This is a genomic window from Sphingomonas sp. Leaf21 (assembly GCF_916858675.1).
GTDB lineage: Bacteria > Pseudomonadota > Alphaproteobacteria > Sphingomonadales > Sphingomonadaceae > Sphingomonas.
Genome location: NZ_CAKASM010000018.1, coordinates 1 through 18,579 on the forward strand (window position 1 = coordinate 1; position 18,579 = coordinate 18,579).

Consider the following 18,579-nt stretch of genomic DNA (forward strand, 5'->3'; position numbering starts at 1 on the left):
AAATCCTGCCCCCGCAACCACACCACACACAGCCCGCCCCACAAAGGCGGGCTTTTTCGCGTCCAGACACCGCGCCAACCGTCCGATACCGGACCTGCGCCAGAGGGGCACGACGGCGCGCGCTCCGAACACTGGGCCCCCGCCTGCGCGGGGGGCTTGTGGGGGGGTGAACCGTGTTTGCTCGCAGGGATGACTCAGAGTTTGGGATTGGCGAAATGGCGGCTCGTGGGGGCGGCTGTCCCCCGCCTCAGACCGTGATGCCCCTCCGTCAGGCTCCGTCCGACACCTCCCCTTCCAGGGGAGGAATTAGCGGGATTCTGGCTGGCACTTACGGGCTTAGGGATTGCCGCGTTTGCCTGCACTCATCGAGAAGGGGCGCGCTGCCGGGGCGGTGCCCCAGCGCTGGTTGGGCGTCGGGCCCATCACGAAGCGAAGCGTGCCGCCCGCCATGATCTCGTCCTGGCTCAGCCAGGTTCGATCGAAGGGGCGGCCGTTTAACGTCGCCGACTGGATATAGACATTGGCGGGGCCGTTCGACGGTGCGTCGATCACGAAGCGGCGGCCATTTTCCAGTGCCAGCTCCGCGTGGCGGAATAATGGTGACCCGATCGCATATTGGTTTGATCCTGGCGTCACCGGATAGAAGCCCAGCGCCGAGAAGATGTACCAGGCCGATGTCTGGCCATTATCCTCATCGCCGGGATAGCCGTCGGGCGTGGCCGAATAGAGTTTGCGCATCGTGTCGCGGACATGCAACTGCGCCTTCCACGGCGCGCCAGCCCAGTCGTAGAGATAGATCATATGCTGGATCGGCTGGTTGCCATGGGCATATTGCCCCATGTCGGCGATCTGCATCTCGCGGATTTCGTGGATGGTTTCGCCATAATAGCTGTCGTCGAACGCCGGTGGCGTGGTGAAGATCGAGTCCAGCCTGGCGACGAACTTGCGATCGCCGCCCATCAGGTCGATCAACCCCTGCACGTCCTGCATAGCGGTCCAGCTATAGTGGAGCGCATTCCCCTCGGTGAAGGCGTCCCCCCATTTCAGGGGATTGAACGGCGTCTGCCAGGATCCGTCGCGGTTCCGACCACGCATCCAGCCGCTTTGGGCATCGAAGAGGCGGCGATAATTTTGCGCGCGCCGAGCGAACAACGCCGAATCCCCCGTCTTGCCCAAGGCCGTGGCCAACCGAGACAGCGCGAAATCGTCATAGGCATATTCGAGCGTGCGGGCGGCGCTTTCGTTGATGCCGACGTCATAGGGCACATAGCCGAGGCGATCATAATATTCGACACCTTCGCGGCCCACCGCGCGGATCACCTTGCCGCTGGCCGATGTCGGTCGCCCCTGGGACGTCGTCGCGTTCTTGCGCAACGCCTCATAGAGCGTCTCCACGTCATAGCCGCGAATATTCTTCAGCCAGGCATCGGCGATGATCGAGGCGGAGTTGGACCCGATCATCACGTCGCGGTGGCCGGGGCTTGCCCATTCGGGCAGCCAGCCGGACTCGCGATAGGTGTTGACCAGCCCCGCCATGATCGCGGCGTCCAGGCCCCGCTCCATGATCGTGTATAGCGGAAAGACCGCACGGAACGTGTCCCAAAAGCCGTTGTCGGTGTAGAGATGGCCGGGGTGAACAACCCCGTCATAGGGGCTGTAATGAACGGTCCGACCGGCGGCATCGATCTCATCCAGCGGTCGGGGAAAAAGCTGGGTCCGGTATAGCGCCGAGTAGAAGGTACGGCGCGCGTCGAGATCGGGATCCTCGACCCGGTAGCGCCCGAGCGAGGCGTTCCACCGGTCGCGTCCGGACTGGCAAAGGGTCGCGAAGTCGCGCGATCCGATCTCACGATCGAGGTTCAGCGCCGCCTGTTCGGGACTGATGAACGACGAGGCGATGCGGGCCTCGAGGACCTCGCCCTTGCGTGTGCGGAAGCCGACGACGGCGCCGACATGGTCGCCGGTCGCGGCGCGGGTGCCGGGCTTCACCGCCCAGCCATCGCCCCAGGTCGCGGTCATGTCGAAGCCATGATCGAACTGGATCACGAAGTAATTGCGGAAATTGGCCGGCACGCCGCCATGATTGTTGCTGGCATAGCCGATGATCCGCCGCTGCTCGGGGAGGATGGTGACGCTCGATCCCTTGTCGAAGGCGTCGACCAATATGTGGCTTTCACCGCTCTCCGGAAAGGTGAAGCGGAACAGCGCGGCGCGGCCGGTGGGTGTGATCTCGACGCGTGTGTCGGCGTCGGCGACATAGGCGCGGTAATAATAGGGCGTGGCGATTTCCGCCTTGTGCGAGAACCAGGAGGCGCGCTCGCTATCCTTGACCTTCAACGCGCCGACCCCCGGCATCAGCGCGAACGCGCCATAGTCGTTCATCCAGGGGCTGGGCTGATGGGTCTGTTTGAACCCGGTGAGCCTGGTATCGCGATAGCGATAGGCCCAGCCGTCGCCATCGTTCGCGGTCATCGGTGTCCAGGCGTTCATCCCCCAGGGCAGTGAAATCGACGGATAGGTGTTGCCGTAGGAGAGGGCATAGGTCGAATCGGTGCCCATCAGCGGATTGACGAGATCGACCGGGTCGTCGGATGCCGTCGCGCGCGCATGGCCGCACAATGCGGGGTGAGGTTCCTGTCCCGCCGTTGCGGTCGACAGCAGCGCCATTGCGCCGAACGAAACGCGACAAAGGCCTTTGCGCATGATCATCCCCCAATGCTTTCGGCTGCGGATACATGACTTTGCCGGTCGAGCAATTGGTTACTGAAATCTTACCCACAAAGCGCGGTCCAAGGTCGCGATCATCGGTCGTCATTGGCCGCGAAGGCGCTGGCGCGTCGGATGGGCCAGGTTCGGGTCATTCCGGAAGCGTCCCGTGCAACGCTGTGAACGCTCGCTTTTTCGCGTGTTGGCTCCGGAATGGAGGCTGCGTGATCCAGGGGCAAAGTCGTGCTGCCAAGGTCTCTTGTGGTGCAAGGCTGCACGGTATCGGAATGTGGGGGCGTGCATGGGCTTCGCGTCGCACGATCCCGGGCGGCGGATCTATGAAGCCGCTCGCTCTGCGCGTGCCGTCTGACGACCTTCCATCGCGTCGACCGGATCATAGCATAACCGTTTCGGATCTTAACCATGGTTGCACAGGTTGTCCGCCGCCTGTCAGAATGACGCGGTATTCACTTGCGCCCTTTGCAAGTGGCGACTAGCTATCGCACTGATAACTCGTGATAAATGCTGTTACACTATAGCCCATTTTGTAACATCAGGCAATATACCTATTGCTGTTCTTGGATTTTACTATCATCCGCCCAAATGGCATTGGTAAAAACGCTGGCAAAACAGCTTTTTGCGTGCGTGGACTTGGTAGGTTAACGATTAATTAGTAAAGATAACCGGGTTTGCGGTCCGTCATCTGCCCGGTGTCGTGGTTATCGGGCTATCGAGAAGTGATTCCCCGCCGTGCCGGGCATCAGCCGCGGTCGGTTTTCATATCCTTCCACATGCGCGAAGCAATCCTCCGTTCCTCGGCTCCCAACGCATTGGTATAGATCGCCGTAGTCTTGATATGCGCATGGCCTAGCCAGCGTTGAACAAGGTTAAGGGGCACACTCGACTCTATCGCGCGAACCCCGAAACCATGACGAAGCCCTTTCGGCGAGGCGTGACGTCCATCAATATTTGCAGCGCGCATCACCTCCCGGATATGACGATAGCCAGTCATTCGCGACCACGGCCAGAGCAGTTCGTGATCGGCGCCTGATGATCGCATCCACCGCTTAAGGAAAACCATGTAATTACCGGGTAGAGGAACGATCCTGTGCAGGGACTTTCCTCTTTTCTTCAGACTGCGGATGATAACATGGTTCGATGTCAGATCTATGCTATCTGACGTCAACGCCAAAGCCTCCGATATGCGACAGCCGGTATAGGCAATCATCAAGCAAAAAGCTTGTACGTCGCTTGAAAAGCGTGACGACGCGCCAATAAAACTTTCGGTTTCCTGGGCGGTAAGATATTTCCGATATCCATCGCCCGTGAATATTGTATATGGCACATTTGTTCTCCGGTTTAATCGCATAACCGTAAACGGTAATTTCCTTCGTCTCGGGGCAAACCTTGACGAAAACCACCGTGTTACACTTTGGGCTAAACCGTCCCACGTAGGCGATGCGTATCGCCTGGCGCGGGGGTGTCCGATGATGCAGTTTGGGCGGGGATTGATGCCCTATGGGGCGGCGGTGGCGTTCACGCCCGGGCTCGTCGTGCGTCCCCACGGAACTGCGTCGCTTGGCCTGCGTGTCCAGATCGCCAACGACGCGCATATCCGTCGCGCCTGGGGCCCCGCGATCGCCGAGAAGATCGCGGCCGAGATGCGCCGTCGGTTGATGGCGGTGCTGCCCGGCGGCTGTCGCGTGCTGTGCGAGGGCGGTGGCGGTCTGGCCGTCGACTTCCACCTCGGCGAGTGGCCGGACGATGGCGTGGTCGACGCGATGCTGCCGACCTGGCTCGGGCATCTGTGCGCCGCGACGCTGCTCGATCCGGTTGCGACCGATGCGGGGCTCATCTGCGTCTGGCTGTCGGTGGACTGGTCGCTGGAGGGGCAGGCCAGGGCACGGATCTGTCCGTTCCAAGGGGCGCCGATGGCCGACGGTCGCGATGCCGAGGCGCTGTACCGCGCGGATATGCAGCGGGTCGTCGCGTTCCTGCCCTCGCTCATGCGGTCGGACGATTCTGTCGAAGCGGCGTTCGCGCTTCACTGGCAGCCCGTGGTCGACCGATCGGGCGGCATCCTGTTCCATGAAGCCTTGTGCCGCCCCTGTGACGACGATGGCGCGATCCAGCCACCCGAGCCCCTGCTCCTCGCGCTCGAGCGTCTCGGCTTCGTGTCTCTGCTCGACCAGGCCGTGGTGTCTGCGGTGATCGACGAGTTGGAGGCCGTCGCGGAGGTTTCGCTTGCGGTCAACGTGTCGGCGCAGAGCCTGGCATGTGCGGGTAGCTGGAGCGAGCTCTGCGAGCGGCTGATCCGGCGGCCGGATGTCGCACGGCGTCTGGTGTGGGAAATCACCGAGACGGCGCTGGCATCCGACATGGATCAGGCGACGGCGTTCATCGCGGTGATCAAGGATATGGGCTGCCGCGTCGCGGTCGACGATTTCGGCGTGGGGTTCGCGTCGATCCGGCAATTGCTGATCTTCTCGCCCGATATCATCAAGATCGACCGGCTGTTCCTGGAACGCGCGACGCAGGGAGGGCGCGACGCGGTGATCTTCCGGCAGATGGTCGAGCTGGCGCGTTCGTTCGGCGCCGAAGTCGTGGTGGAGGGCATCGAAACCCGCGCCCAGGCGGATCTCGTCGATGCGGCGGGCGCGGTGTGGCAGCAGGGCTATTTCCACGCCCGGCCCTCGTCGGCGATGCCGTGGCGTCGGAACCCGGACGACAGGACCGCCTGTCTGGTCGTTCGTCCATGAGCGCGCGGTCCACGGCGCGCGCGCCCCGTCCCCCATCGCCAAATTCCCTCATCGCCATGATGCGGCCCGATGTAACGTCCGAGGTTTCCGTGAATTCAACCTGTCCCCGTTTCCGCTTGCGGTCCCTTCGTGTTTCGATACGCGGCCTGGGCGGGGTTGCCGCCGCGCCGCTGATGCTGGCTTTCGTCTCCTCCGCGTCCGCACAGACGGTGTCGCGGCAGGTCGTTCCGCCGACCCTCGACCCGAACCGTCTGCGCGACAATCTGGAAAAGGCACCGGAGCCGGTGCCCGCGGCACCGCCGGTGATTCAGATCGCGCCGGAACAGGTCGCGCCCGATACCGCCGCGACGACCCGCTTCACGCTGCGCGAGGTGCGTCTCGATGGCGCGACCGTCATTCCGACCGACCGGCTGATGCGCGAATGGGACAAGAAGCCCGGTGACGAGATCAGTGTCGAGGACGTGTTCCGCTTCGCCAATGCGATCACGCGCGCCTATTCGCGAGCGGGCTATGCCATCTCGTTCGGCGTCGTGCCGCAGCAGAAGATCGAAGACGGCGTCGTCACGATCCGCGTGGTCGAGGGCTTCGTGTCGCGGATCGACTTCACCGGTGCGAAACTGCCCAGCGGTCTGCTCGGACGCGGACCGGTCGCCGACATCGCCGAGCGGATCCGCCAGTCACGGCCGCTGCGCAATGCGGATCTCGAGCGCTATCTCCTGCTGATCAACGACGTGCCGGGCGTTTCGGCGCGCGCGACCCTGTCCCCCGCACCCGATGTGGTCGGCGGATCGATCTATACCTGTGCCGTGGGCCCGGAGGAGCGCAGCATCGCGAACAAGATGTGGAATGCCGGGGACGTCGAGGAACGGGCAGGCATGACGCCGCCGACGATCCGGTCGAGTGCGCGCACCAGCCAAAGCTATACCGGGCTACGCTATCGCGTTTCGTTCGAGGGTGCGGCCCGCGACCAGGCGGCGTCGCTTCATACCAAACTCGTCGGTGCCCTTTGGGTATAGCCATGGCATCCGGGGCGGGAAGTGGTCGTCAGCTGCCTGTGCGCGGGGTTGGACAGAGGATCGTCACCGCGCTGCCCTCGGCCGCGAAGGCCAGGGTGAAGCCGTGCAGATCGGCGATCGCCTTGACCAGCGGCAGGCCGAGGCCGACGCCCGCCTGATCGTGCCGCCCGCGATAGAAGCGTTGCAGCACCAGTGCCCGCTCCCCGGCCGGAACACCGTCGCCGTCATCGGCGACGGTCAATCGGACCGCCTCGGCATTTGCGGTCAGGGTGACGCGGACGGAGCCGCCCGGCGGGCCGAACTTCATCGCATTGTCGATCAGGTTCGACACCGCCTCCATCAACAGGCTGGCATCGCCCTCCACCGGTTGAACCGGTTCGACCGCGTGGCGCAAGTCGACACCGCGATCCTCGGCGGTTGGGCGATGCAGGTCACACGCATCCTCGACCAGCCGCGCCAGATCGACGGGGGCGAAGCGGCTGCGGCGGGCGTGATCCTCCAGCTCGCGGATGCGGAGCAGCGCCGCGACGATGCCGAGCAGCGCGTCGACGTCGGCGAGCGTCGCCTCCATCACCGCGATCACGGCGTCGCGATCGGTGGCGTCGCGCATCCCGCGTTCGACCCGCGCGCGCAGCCGGGTCAGTGGCGTGCGGAGCTGGTGCGCGATGTCGTCGCCGATCGCGCGGACATCGGCGACGAGCAGCTGCAACCGGTCGAGCATGGTGTTGATATGCGCGCAAAGCAGTCCGAAACTGTCGGGATCGCGCGCGACTGGAAGGCGCTGGGTCAGGTCGCCCGAGACGATCCGCTCGGTGAGACGCCGGACCGCGTCCACCTGGCGCGCCGCGCGCCGTCCCGCGATCAACCCGAAGACGATCGCGAGCACCACGCCGGGAATCAGCCCGACGAGCAGCGACTGTCCGACCAGCCGGAGCGCCGCCTCGGTATCGTCGAGGTCGAGCCCGGTGAGCACGCGCGATCCGTCGGGCAGGGGGCAGAGCTGCACCCGCGCCTGGTCGCTGCGCTTGCCGGGCAACTCGGTCGGCGCGACGGTGGCGACGAAGGAGCCGCTGCTCGGCGCACCCGGCGGAATGCGCGCGACATTGCCGACGACGCGGCGACCCTGCGCATCGAACAGCGCGAGGAACAGGTCGCGGTGGATGTCGCGGTCCAGCTTCTCGCGAAGCTCCTCCGCGCGCTCCGTCGGTGGGGTGAGGCGGAAGAAGGTACAGTCGTCGCTCAGTGCGTGTTCGATCTCGCGCCGGTGATTGTCGTTGGCCAGCACCCAGAAGACCGCGGCCAGCGCCAGCGATTGCAACACCAGCATCGCCGCCAGCACGCTGCCCCAGCGCCAGGTGGCGCGGGTGCGCGGATCAATGCGCCAGGTCGAAGACATAGCCCTGGCCCCGGACATTGCGGATCAACGGCATATCACCCTCGGCATCGACCTTGCGACGCAGGCGGCCCATATGGACGTCGACGACATTGGTATTGGGCTCGAAGCTATAGCCCCACACATCCTGGAGCAGCATCGAGCGGGTGATGATCCGCCCGGGCCGTCGGACCATATAGTCGAGCAGCTTCAACTCGCGCGGCAGCAACTCGAGCGGTCGTCCGGCCCGCGTCGCGCGTCCCGCCAGCAGATCGAGGTCGAGCGGCCCGACGATCAGCCGCGTCTCGCGCGTTTCGTTGGGGCGCCGGAGCAACGCCTCGACCCGCGCGATCAGCTCGACCAGCGCGAAGGGCTTGGGCAGGTAATCGTCGCCGCCCGCGCGAAGCCCGCGAACCCGGTCGTCCAGACTGCCCAGCGCGCTGAGCACCAGCGCGGGTGTCCGCTGCCCGGCGCGTCGCAGATCGGCGAGCAGCGCCAGCCCCTCGCCATCGGGCAATTGCCGGTCGAGGATCAACAGATCGAAATCATCGACCGCCAGCCGTTCGGTCGCGGCGGCGAGCGTTCCGGAATGCGTCGCGTCATGTCCCGCTGCGGCAAGCTCGAGCAGGATCTCGTCGGCGGTCCCCCCGTCATCCTCGATCAGCAAAATCCGGGTCATGACGGCGTGATCGTCGCAGTCGGGCGGCTGCGTCAATGCAATTGTCATTTAGGGCCGATCACCATTCGACTATGCCTGTCCTTCCCTCGCCCCTCTTGGAGGGGAGAGGGTTGCGCAGACTTGGTCTTTGCGTAGCAAAGGCATAGTCGGAGCTGGGTGAGGGGTGATGCCCGCGTACGCGGGCGCGAGCCGAAGGCTCGCTCAACCCCTCACCCAAGCTGCGCTAGCCAGCACGCTGGCAAGCTTATTCTCCCCTCTCCCCTGTCCAGGGGAGAGGGGAGAATAAGCTGAATGTCGATCGGCCTGGTTTCTAAACCGGGATTTAGTCGACGCACGGGGCGGCATACGCGTAGCAGGCGGCTTCGATCACCCGATACCGGACATCGGGCAAGGACCGCCGGGGACAGGATATGCGGACACCGATTTTGGCGACATGGGCGGTGGCGACGGGCGCGATGCTGGCCACGCCCGTGGCGGCGCAGGCGGCGCCCGCGATCACGCTCGACGCGCTGGTCGAGACGGTCGTCGCCAACAATCCGGAACGCCAATATTACCAGCGCCAGATCGAGACGGCGGGCGTGCAGCGCGAGGCGGCGGGACGCTGGGCCGACCCCGAAGCGGTGGTCGAATTCGGGCAGCGCCGCGCCCAGGACCCGACCAGCGGCGCGGTGACCGGCGAAGGGATGACCTATGCCGTCTCCGTCGTCCAGCCGATCGAGTTCGGCGGCCGGATCGCGCTGCGCCGGGCGATTGCGGACGGGCAGGTCGCGCTGGCGCGGATCGGGCTTCAGCAATTCGACGCGACGCTGGCGGCGCGGGCGCGCTCGCTGGGCTATGGCCTGTTCGCGGCCGACCAGAAGGCCGCCGCCGCGCGCGAGGTCGCTGCGCGGATGCGGACGCTGGCGCGGGTGATCGTCGCACGCGATCCCGCCGGACCGTCGCCGCAGCTCGAGGCGGCGTCGCTGCAGGGGAGCGCGATCTCCGCCGAGCGAAGCGCCGCGATGGCCGATGCCGATGCCAATTCGATCCTGTACGAACTCAACCAGTTGCGCGGCGCCCCTTTTGCCGCGCGGCTGCGTATCGTGCGGCCCGACATGTCGCTGCCCGCGCTGCCGCCCGGCCAGACGCTCGCCGCCAACGCCAGCGCCAATAATTTCGAGCTGAAGGCCCTGCGCGCGCAATTCGAGCAGCAGGGGCTTCGCGTCGACCTCGCGCGCAAGTCGCGGTTGCCGGTGGTCGGCGTCGGCCCCTATTACGACCGTGCCCGCTCGGACATCCGGGAAACCAATGTCGGCGTTCGGCTGTCCACCAGCATCCCGCTGTGGAACCGCCAGGCGGGGGATGTCGCGATCGAACAGGGCAAGCAGGCGCAGGCCAATGCGACGCTGGTCAATGCCGAGCGCCGTATCGCACGCGAGGTGTTCGACCAGGCCGCGCAATATGACGCCAAGCGCGACGCGCTGACCCGGTGGGACGACAACCCGCCGCAGCGTTTCGCGCAGGCCGCCGCCGATGCCGACCGCAATTACCGGCTGGGGGCGATCCCGCTGACCACCTATACCCAGATCCAGCAATCCTATGTCGAGGCGGTCAACGCGGTCCTCGACACCCGGCGCGAGGCGCTGGAGGCGTTGGCGCAGCTTCGTGCGCTCAATGGCGGGACGCCGCTGTCGCGATGAAGCGCTGGCTCGACCTCGTCACCCGCCACCGGCTGGGCGTCGCGCTGGTCGCGGCGCTGGTCGCGGCGATCGGGTTGTGGTCCTTCGCCAACCTCCAGATCGACGCGATCCCCGACATCACCGGTGTCCAGGTCCAGATCAACACCCAGGTCCCCGCGCTCGCACCCGAGGAGATCGAGCGGCTGGTGACGCTGCCCGTCGAGCGCGCGATGGGCGGGCAGCCGGGGCTAGACCAGACACGGTCGCTGACCAAGACCGGGTTGAGCCAGGTCACCCTGCTCTACAAGGACGGCACCGACCAGTTGAAGGCGCGCCAGCTCGTCACCGAGAGGCTGACCGCAGTGCGCGACCAGTTGCCGCCGGGCAGCACGCCGCAGCTCGCGCCGATCACCACCGGGCTGGGCGAGATATTCTACTATACGCTGGAGTGGCGGACGCCGCCGCCGGGGATGGCGCTCGCGCAGCAGCTCATGGCGCTGTACGAGGCGCAGGAATATGCCGTCCGGCCGATGCTGCGCGGCGTGGCGGGCGTCGCCGACGTCAATTCGATCGGCGGACTGGAAGAACAATATGTCGTCGCGCCCGATCCCGTCCGCCTGACCCGGCACGGCGTCACCGCGGCCGAGCTGGCGGCGGCGGTCGCCAAGAATGTCGAGAATGCGGGCGGCGGCATCATCCGGCGCGGGGCGGAACGCTTCACCGTGCGGACCGACGCGCGGGTGATGACGGCGGAACAGATCGCCGCGATCCCGGTCAAGTTCGCCGGTGGCGTGGTGCCGCTCCAGGTTCGCGATCTCGCCGACGTCGTCACCGGCTCCGCCCCGCGACAGGGTGCCGCGACGCGCAACGGGCGGGAGACCGTGCTGGGCACGGTCATGATGCTGGTCGGGCAGAACAGCCGCGAGACCGCGCTGCGCGTGCAGGATGCGCTGCCGGACATCGCGGCGGCGCTGCCCAAGGGCATGATCGTCGACCGGCAATATAGCCGCGCCGATCTGGTCGACCACACCATCGGTACGGTGGAGCGCAACCTGGGCGAGGGGGCATTGCTAGTCGCGCTCGTCCTGCTCGTCGTGATGGGCAACTGGCGCGCGGCATTGATCGTCGCGCTGGTCATCCCGCTCGCCTTTCTGGTGACGGTCAGCGGGATGCATACGATCGGCCTGTCGGGCAATCTCATGAGCCTGGGCGCGCTCGACTTCGGGCTGATCGTCGACGGGGCGATCGTCGTGGTGGAGAACAGCCTGAGGCTGATGGCGCTGCGACGCGCGGAGAAGGGCGCGGACCTGACGCCCGAGGAGCGGCGGGACGTCGTGGCGGGCGCGGCGCGGATGGTGGCGCGCCCGACCTTTTTCGGCATCGCGATCATCGCGCTCGTCTACGTCCCGGTGCTCAGCCTTGGCGGGGTGGAGGGCAAGCTGTTCCAGCCGATGGCGCAGGCGGTTATGCTGGCGATCGTCGCCGGGCTGATCTGGACCTTCACCATCGTCCCCGCGCTCGCCGCCTGGGGACTTCGCGCGCCGCGTGGCGGGCATGATGCGCCAAAGGGTTTCGTCGCCGTCGCGGCGCGCGTCTACAACCCGCTGCTGGAACGGTCGCTGCGCCACCCCGCGCTGCTGACGATCGGCGCGGTCGTGCTGCTGGCGGCGAGCTTTCTGGTGTTCAAGACGCTCGGCTCGCAATTCACGCCGCAACTGGATGAAGGGTCGATCACCGCCATGGTCTATCGCCCGGTCGGCATGTCGCTGGAACAGAGCCTGGCAATCGAGCAGGCGACCGAGCGGGCGATCCTGCGCGCCTATCCGCAGGTCACGCACAGCTTCTCGCGCATCGGCACCAGCGAGGTGGCGACCGACCCGATGCCGCCCGACCAGAACGACCTCTACCTCTTCTACAAGCCGCTCAGGGACTGGCCGACCGGCGATGGCCAGCCGCGAACCAAACAGGATCTTATCGCGGGCATCGAGAAGGTCGCGCAGCGCGTCTACCCGCATCAGGGCTTCGAATTCGCGCAGCCGATCGAGATGCGCTTCAACGAAATGCTGGAGGGCGTGCGTGCCGACGTCTCGGTCAAGATTTATGGCGATGATTACGATACGCTGGAACGCGCCGCCGCCAAGGCCAAGGGCATATTGGAAAAGCTGCCCGGCACCGAGGGGGTGGCGTTCGAGACGGCGGGGCGGCCCAAGAGCATCGTCGTCGAGCTGGACCGCGCCGCGCTGTTCCGCCTCAATCTGGGCGCGCAGGAAGTGAATGACGCGATCCGCGACGCGCTGGCGGGGGCGGAGGTCGGCTTCATCCCGCACGGCCCCGCTCGCCACGCCATCGTCATCCGGATGCCCGACGCGCTGCGTGCCGATCCCTCGGCGATCCTCGCCCTGCCGTTGCGGGTGGGAGAATATGGCATGGTGCCGCTGTCACGCGTCGCGCGGCTCAGGCAGACGCGGATCGTCGAGCCGATCCTCCATGACGACACCAATCGCCGCGCCGCGTTGATGGTCAACCTCTCGACCAGCGACCTGGCGGGCTATGTCCGCCGCGCGCAGGCGGCCGTCGACGGTCAGGTGACGCTGCCGCCCGGCTATCGCATCGAATTCGGCGGGCAATATCACCAGCTCGAGGCGGCGCAGAAGCGGCTGTCGATCGTCGTGCCCGCCGCGCTGATCCTGATCTTCGCGCTGGTCTATGCCGCGCTCGGCAGCGTGCGCGAGGCGGCGATCGTCTATACCGGCATCCCCTTCGCGGTGACCGGCGGCGTGCTGGCGCTGTGGGTGCGCGGTATGCCCTTCTCGATCACCGCCGCGATCGGTTTCATCGCCCTGTCGGGGATCGCGATGCTCAACGGGCTGGTGCTGATCGATCATATCAATTCGCTCCGTGACGGGCGGGAGGGCGATCCGCTTCCGGTCGAGGAGGCGGTGCGGCAGGGCGCGCGCGATCGCCTGCGCCCCGTCCTGTCGACCGCGCTGGTCGCCTCGGTCGGGTTCGTGCCGATGGCGATCGCCACGGGGGCGGGGGCGGAGGTGCAGCGGCCGCTCGCCACGGTGGTGATCGGCGGGATCATCACCTCGACGATCTTGACCCTTTTGCTGCTCCCAAGCCTTTATGCCTGGATCGAACGGCATCGCCACCGCGACGGGGACACCGCATGAACGACAGCCATAGCCACGCCATGACCGAACATCATCTCGTCCACCGCACCGGCTGGCTGCGCGCGGCGGTGCTGGGGGCGAATGACGGGATCATCTCGGTTTCCAGCCTGATCGTCGGCGTCGCCGCCGCACCGGGGGCGACCGCCTCCACCGTGTTGCTGGCGGGCGTGGCGGCGCTGGTCGGCGGCGCGCTGTCGATGGCGGCGGGCGAGTATGTGTCGGTCAGTTCGCAGGCGGATACCGAACGGGCCGATCTGGCGCGCGAGGCGGCGGAACTGGCTCGCGCGCCGCTGGCCGAGACGCGCGAGCTTGCCGCCATCTACGAGACGCGTGGGGTGGACGCCGCGCTCGCGCGCCAGGTCGCCGAGCAGATGATGGCGCATGACGCCCTCGGCGCGCACCGCCGTGACGAACTCGGGCTGGCCGATGACGGCGGCTCCAATCCGGTCCAGGCGGCGCTGTTCTCCGCCGTCGCGTTCAGTGCGGGCGCGATCCTGCCCGTGCTCGCCGCGCTCAGCCCGCGCGCGATGGTCCTCTATGCGGTGCCGGCGACCGCGCTGCTGCTGCTTGCGATCCTGGGCGCGCTGGGTGCCCGCGCCGGTGGCGCGCCGATCCTGCGCGGCGTGGTTCGCGTGGTGCTGCTCGGCGCACTGGCCATGGGTGTGACGGCGGCGATCGGGACGCTGACCGGCACGGTGGTCTGACCCGCGCGATACACCCCCTTTCCAGTTGGGGCCGTTCGGATCTATCGTCATGAAACGGCGGCGAAACTATCCGGTCGCGCCAAGCCGATGCATGAGAGGAGAGCTATTGGTGCGCAGTCCCCTGAAGGCCATGACGGCGTTGACGATCGCGCTTGCAGGGCCCGTCGCCGCGCAGACGCCTGGCGCCTCGCCGGTCGTCGCCACCGATCGCGGCGCGGTGCGCGGCGCAGTCGCAGAGGGCGTCGCGAGCTGGAAGGGCATACCCTTCGCCGCCGCGCCGGTCGGCCCGCTTCGCTGGCGCGCGCCGCAGCCCGCCGCCGCCTGGACCGGCGTGCGCGACGCCACCGCCTATGCGCATGACTGTATGCAGGTGCCGTTCCCCAGCGATGCCGCACCGCTGGGCACCACCCCGGCAGAGGATTGCCTCTATGCCAATGTGTGGAAGCCGGTCGGTGCGCGCGGGAAACTGCCCATCGTGGTGTGGATCTATGGCGGCGGCTTCGTCAATGGCGGCGCCTCGCCCCCGACCTATTCCGGCGCGGAACTGGCGCGGCAGGGCGTCCTGTTCGTCAGCTTCAACTACCGGGTCGGTCGGTTCGGCACCTTCGCGCTGCCGCAATTGACCAGGGCCGATGCCGATGGCGGACGGCTTGGCAATTACGGGATCATGGACCAGATCGCGGCGCTGCAATGGGTCCGACGCAATGCGAGCGCCTTTGGCGGCGATCCCGCCAATGTCACGATCGTCGGCGAGAGCGCGGGCGGCATGTCGGTGCACATGCTCAACACCTCGCCGCTGGCCAAGGGGCTGTTCAGCAAGGTCTTCGTAATGTCCGGGGGCAATGGCCGCACCGATGGCAGGACGCTGGCCGATGCCGAGCGGATCGGGGAGAATTTCGCTCGGTCGAGGAATGTCGATCCCGCCAGCCCCGATGCGCTGGACCGCCTTCGCGCGCTGAGCGCCGAGGAGGTGACCGATGGGCTCAACATGATGGCGCTGTTCCGCCCGCCATCGGGGCCGCCCACCTATATGGGGCCGTTCGCCGACGGCAAGGTCGTCGTCGACATGGGGCAGGCCTATGCCGCGAACCGTTTCGCCCAGGCGGCGATGATCGTCGGCGCGACCAGTGCGGACATGGGCGGCAAGACCGGCTTCATGATCGCAGGGGCCCGCGACGTAGCGGGCGAGGTCGCCGACCGGGGCGTGCCGGTATGGCAATATCGCTTCTCCTATGTCGCCAGCTCGGTGGGTCAGCCGGGTGCGCAACATGCCACCGACATCCCCTTCTTCTTCGACACCACCGCGATCAAATATGGCGACGCGACCACCCCGCGCGATCGCGCGATCGGGCAGGCGATGAGCCGCTACCTCACGCAGTTTGCCAAGACCGGCGATCCCAACGCCCCCGGCCTGCCGCAATGGCCGCGCTACGCCCGGTCGAGCGACCGGATCATGGACTTCGCCGCCGATGGCAAGCCGCTCGCCGCCCCCGACCCCTGGGGTGCCGAGATCGATGCGGCACGCCGCGCAAACGGTGCCGCCGGAGGTCCGCGCTGAGGCGGCCGCACGCCGCCTTCCACCATTCTGGTTAAGTGTAGTAACCGATTTTACACTTGCCATGAGCCAAATATGGCCGCCTTAGACCCGCTTCCGGGTGGGTAGGTAAAATGGGGGCCGCGAAAGTGGCATCGGTCATCAGAGCGGCGGCGCTGGCACTGCTGATGCTTCTGGCGGGGTGGATGTCGGGAACGGCGTCGGCCGCGACCGTCGATCTGCGCCAAACGGCGTGCAGCGCGGCGCTCGCCGACGGTTCCAGCCCGACGGCGGTGACCCGGGCGCATTATGGCTGCGGCGCGCTGGCGCCGATGCGCGGCACGCCCTGGCTTTGGCTGCGCCTCGATCCCTCGCGTCTGCGGGCATTGCCGCCGCGCTGGGACATGCTGATCGACCAGACCCGGTTCGACCGCATCGCGCTGCTGGTCGTCGGGCGCAACGGCAATGTCCAGATCGAGCGGACCCCCGCCGGTCTTCGGGGACATGGCGCGCCGGGCGGCCTGTTGCGCTTCGTGATCCCGACGCCCGGGCGCGACGTGCAGGGCCTGTATCTGGGCTTTCGCAACATCGACGAGCTGTCGCTGATGCGCAAGCTGGAGGCGCGGCCCGGCGTGCGGATGACCGACGGGGACATTCGCTGGCTGCTGCTGATGGGGCTGTTCACTGGCACGTTGCTGTCCGCGCTGCTCTACAATCTGGTGATCCACACCGGACAGCGCCCGGCCTTCCAGCGCTGGTATCTGCTGTGGGTCAGCGTCGCGCTGGCCTATGGCCTGGTCTGGACCAACACGGCCGCGTTTCTCGTCCCATGGCTGATCGGCCCGCTCGCGGTGCGGCTCGACCTGGTGCTGGTCGGACTGATGGTCGCGGCGGGCAACATGTTCTTCTTCGCGGTGATCGAGGAGGGGGTGCTGCCGCGCCGACTGGCGCTTGCGGGACGCACCCTGGCGGCGGCGGGCGCGGTGCTGGGCTTTCTCGCGGCGGCGGACCGATGGTTGCCTCCGGGAGCGACCGACCGGTTGCTCAACTATGTCATCGCGGCGACGGCGGCGGTCATCGCCCTGTCCGCCTGGATCGCGGCGCGTCGCGGCAGCCGGGTGATCTGGTTCTACCTGATCGGCTGGGGCCCGGTGATCGGCGTGTTCCTGGCGCGGCTGGCGCGCAATCTGGGCTTTGCGCCGCAGAACGACCTGATCGACATGGCGACCTTCGCCGCGCTGGCCTTCGAGGCGCTGGTGCTGTCACTGGCGATCGCCGACCGGTTCCGACTGATCCGCCAGGAACTGGAACAGACCCGCCAGCGGCGCGAGATCGACCTGGCCGAGACCAAGACGTTGCGCCTGGCGGCGCATACCGACTTCCTGACCGGGCTGGGCAACCGCGCCGCGTTCCAGCAACAGGCGCATGACTGGATGGCGGCGGGCACCGCGTTCAGCCTGTTCCTGGTCGATGTCGACTTCATGAAGGACGTCAACGACCGGCTGGGCCATGCGGTCGGCGACACGCTGCTCCAGCATGTCGGTGCCGCGCTCGTCGCGACCACAGGCGGCTGGCCTGGCACGCGGATCGCGCGGATCGGCGGCGACGAGTTCGCGATCATGTGTCCCGGCGATCCCGTGGACGAAGCCGCACTGGCCGAGGCGGCGACCGGGCTTCAGGGCGATATCTGGCTGCCCGAGGATCGCAATCGGCCGCTCTCGCTCAGCTTCGGATCGGCGCGCTACCCCGAGGATGCGCAGGCGGTCGACCTGCTGTACCAGAATGCCGACCTCGCGCTCTACACCGCCAAGCGACTGGGGCGCGGGCGCTACACGCGCTACGATCCGCTCCAGCGCTCGTTGCGCGACCTGCAGATCGCCTTCATCGACGATGCCGAGGCGGCGATCGGGCGCGGCGAATTCCTGCTCTACATGCAGCCGATCGTGTTGCTCGAAACCGGGGCGGTCTGCGGTCATGAGGCGCTGCTCCGCTGGGATCATCCGCGTCACGGGCTGATGGCCCCGGACCGTTTCGCCGACGTGCTGGTGGCGGAGCGGATCGGGCTGATGATCCAGGAGCATGTCCTTGAACTCGCGCTCATCGCGCTCAGGACGCAGGGCGACCGGCTGGGCGTGCTCAGCGTCAATTTCACGTCGGCCCAGCTTGCCGGACCGCGAGGAGCACGCGCGGTGCTCGACCGGCTGGCCCACCACGGCGTTGCCCCGGACCGGCTGTGCGTCGAGGTGACCGAGGGTGTGATGCTCGACCGCGCGGCGGACAGCATCCTCGCCAATCTGCGCACGCTCCACGACGCGGGGGTGTGCATCGCGCTCGACGATTTCGGCACCGGCTATGCCTCGCTCGTCCATCTCCGCCGCTTGCCGGTCGACCGGATCAAGATCGACCGGTCCTTCGTCGCAGGCATCGACGAGTCCGATGGCGGCACGCTCGCCATCGTCCATGCGATCGTCGGGCTCGGCGGCGGCCTGGGCAAGGTCGTCGTCGCGGAGGGGATCGAGACCGAGGTCCAGGCGCTGCGGCTGAAACAGCTCGGCTGTCAGTTGGGGCAGGGCTATCTCTACGGCCGCCCCTCGCCGCAGCCGGTGGTGACCTGGCAGGCCGCGCCCGATCGGGACCGATCACGCGCCGTCGCTCACTAAGGGGGGGCGTCCTTCCCTCGCCCCTCGCAGGGGAGAGGGTTGCGCAGACTTGGTCTTTGCCAAGGCAAAGGCCTAGTCGGAGCTGGGTGAGGGGTGGTGCCCGCGGACGCGGGCGCGAGCCTGAAGGCTCGCTCGACCCCTCACCCAAGCTACGCTAGCCAGCAGAGCTGGCAAGCTTCGCTAACCCTCTCCCCTGTCCAGGGGCGAGGGAAGAAGGGAGGTTGGCGGCTCCATTCGGCCATACGGCGTGCCGCGTCCGGTTGAGGTATGGTTAAGCCAACAGTTAACTGCTTCCATATGCGTCGCTTTGGTCGGCGT

At 66.9% G+C, this 18,579-nt stretch carries 11 protein-coding genes; 7 read left to right on the top strand and 4 right to left on the bottom strand.

The genetic code is table 11. From position 1 onward, the window contains the following. Positions 1-336: 336 nt before the first annotated feature. Together LRP66_RS13135 and LRP66_RS13140 are read right to left on the bottom strand one after the other, a co-directional pair. Positions 337-2,703, bottom strand: a complete 2,367-nt coding sequence (locus LRP66_RS13135; RefSeq protein WP_230483053.1) for a GH92 family glycosyl hydrolase — start codon at positions 2,701-2,703, stop codon at positions 337-339. A gap of 763 nt (positions 2,704-3,466) precedes the next feature. Then, positions 3,467-4,051: a tyrosine-type recombinase/integrase gene (locus LRP66_RS13140; protein ID WP_230483054.1), complete on the bottom strand. Its 585-nt coding sequence runs from the start codon at positions 4,049-4,051 to the stop codon at positions 3,467-3,469. A 142-nt stretch (positions 4,052-4,193) separates the two neighbouring features. On the opposite strand from LRP66_RS13140, the gene LRP66_RS13145 reads away from it, so the two are divergent. After that, complete coding sequence (locus tag LRP66_RS13145) at positions 4,194-5,465, top strand: EAL domain-containing protein (RefSeq protein WP_230483055.1); 1,272 nt, start codon at positions 4,194-4,196, stop codon at positions 5,463-5,465. A 173-nt stretch (positions 5,466-5,638) separates the two neighbouring features. Further along, positions 5,639-6,481, top strand: coding sequence for a POTRA domain-containing protein (locus LRP66_RS13150; RefSeq protein WP_230483056.1), 843 nt, complete (start codon positions 5,639-5,641; stop codon positions 6,479-6,481). A 28-nt stretch (positions 6,482-6,509) separates the two neighbouring features. On the opposite strand, the gene LRP66_RS13155 is transcribed toward LRP66_RS13150, so the two are convergent. Further along, on the bottom strand, positions 6,510-7,877 hold the full coding sequence (locus tag LRP66_RS13155) for a sensor histidine kinase (protein ID WP_230483057.1): 1,368 nt from the start codon (positions 7,875-7,877) through the stop codon (positions 6,510-6,512). Next, positions 7,855-8,532 (bottom strand): response regulator transcription factor, encoded by a 678-nt coding sequence (locus LRP66_RS13160; RefSeq protein ID WP_230483058.1) that lies wholly within the window; start codon positions 8,530-8,532, stop codon positions 7,855-7,857. Before LRP66_RS13160 ends, LRP66_RS13155 begins: the two co-directional genes overlap by 23 nt. A 410-nt stretch (positions 8,533-8,942) precedes the next feature. Here LRP66_RS13160 and LRP66_RS13165 point away from each other — a divergent pair, with 410 nt between their 5' ends. From LRP66_RS13165 to LRP66_RS13185, 5 genes are all read left to right on the top strand, one after another. After that, positions 8,943-10,211 (top strand): TolC family protein, encoded by a 1,269-nt coding sequence (locus LRP66_RS13165; RefSeq protein ID WP_230483059.1) that lies wholly within the window; start codon positions 8,943-8,945, stop codon positions 10,209-10,211. Beyond that, a complete protein-coding gene (locus tag LRP66_RS13170; RefSeq protein ID WP_230483060.1) occupies positions 10,208-13,363 on the top strand; it encodes an efflux RND transporter permease subunit in 3,156 nt (1,051 codons plus the stop codon). The genes LRP66_RS13165 and LRP66_RS13170 overlap by 4 nt, the downstream gene beginning before the upstream one ends. Then, entirely contained in the window at positions 13,360-14,067 is a 708-nt protein-coding gene (locus LRP66_RS13175; RefSeq protein ID WP_230483061.1) for a VIT1/CCC1 transporter family protein, read from the top strand. The genes LRP66_RS13170 and LRP66_RS13175 overlap by 4 nt, the downstream gene beginning before the upstream one ends. A gap of 106 nt (positions 14,068-14,173) precedes the next feature. Further along, positions 14,174-15,625, top strand: coding sequence for a carboxylesterase/lipase family protein (locus tag LRP66_RS13180; RefSeq protein ID WP_443026696.1), 1,452 nt, complete (start codon positions 14,174-14,176; stop codon positions 15,623-15,625). A 125-nt stretch (positions 15,626-15,750) separates the two neighbouring features. After that, the gene (locus LRP66_RS13185; protein ID WP_230483062.1) at positions 15,751-18,261 is read left to right on the top strand and encodes a putative bifunctional diguanylate cyclase/phosphodiesterase; all 2,511 of its coding nucleotides are present in this window, start codon (positions 15,751-15,753) and stop codon (positions 18,259-18,261) included. Positions 18,262-18,579: the final 318 nt, after the last annotated feature.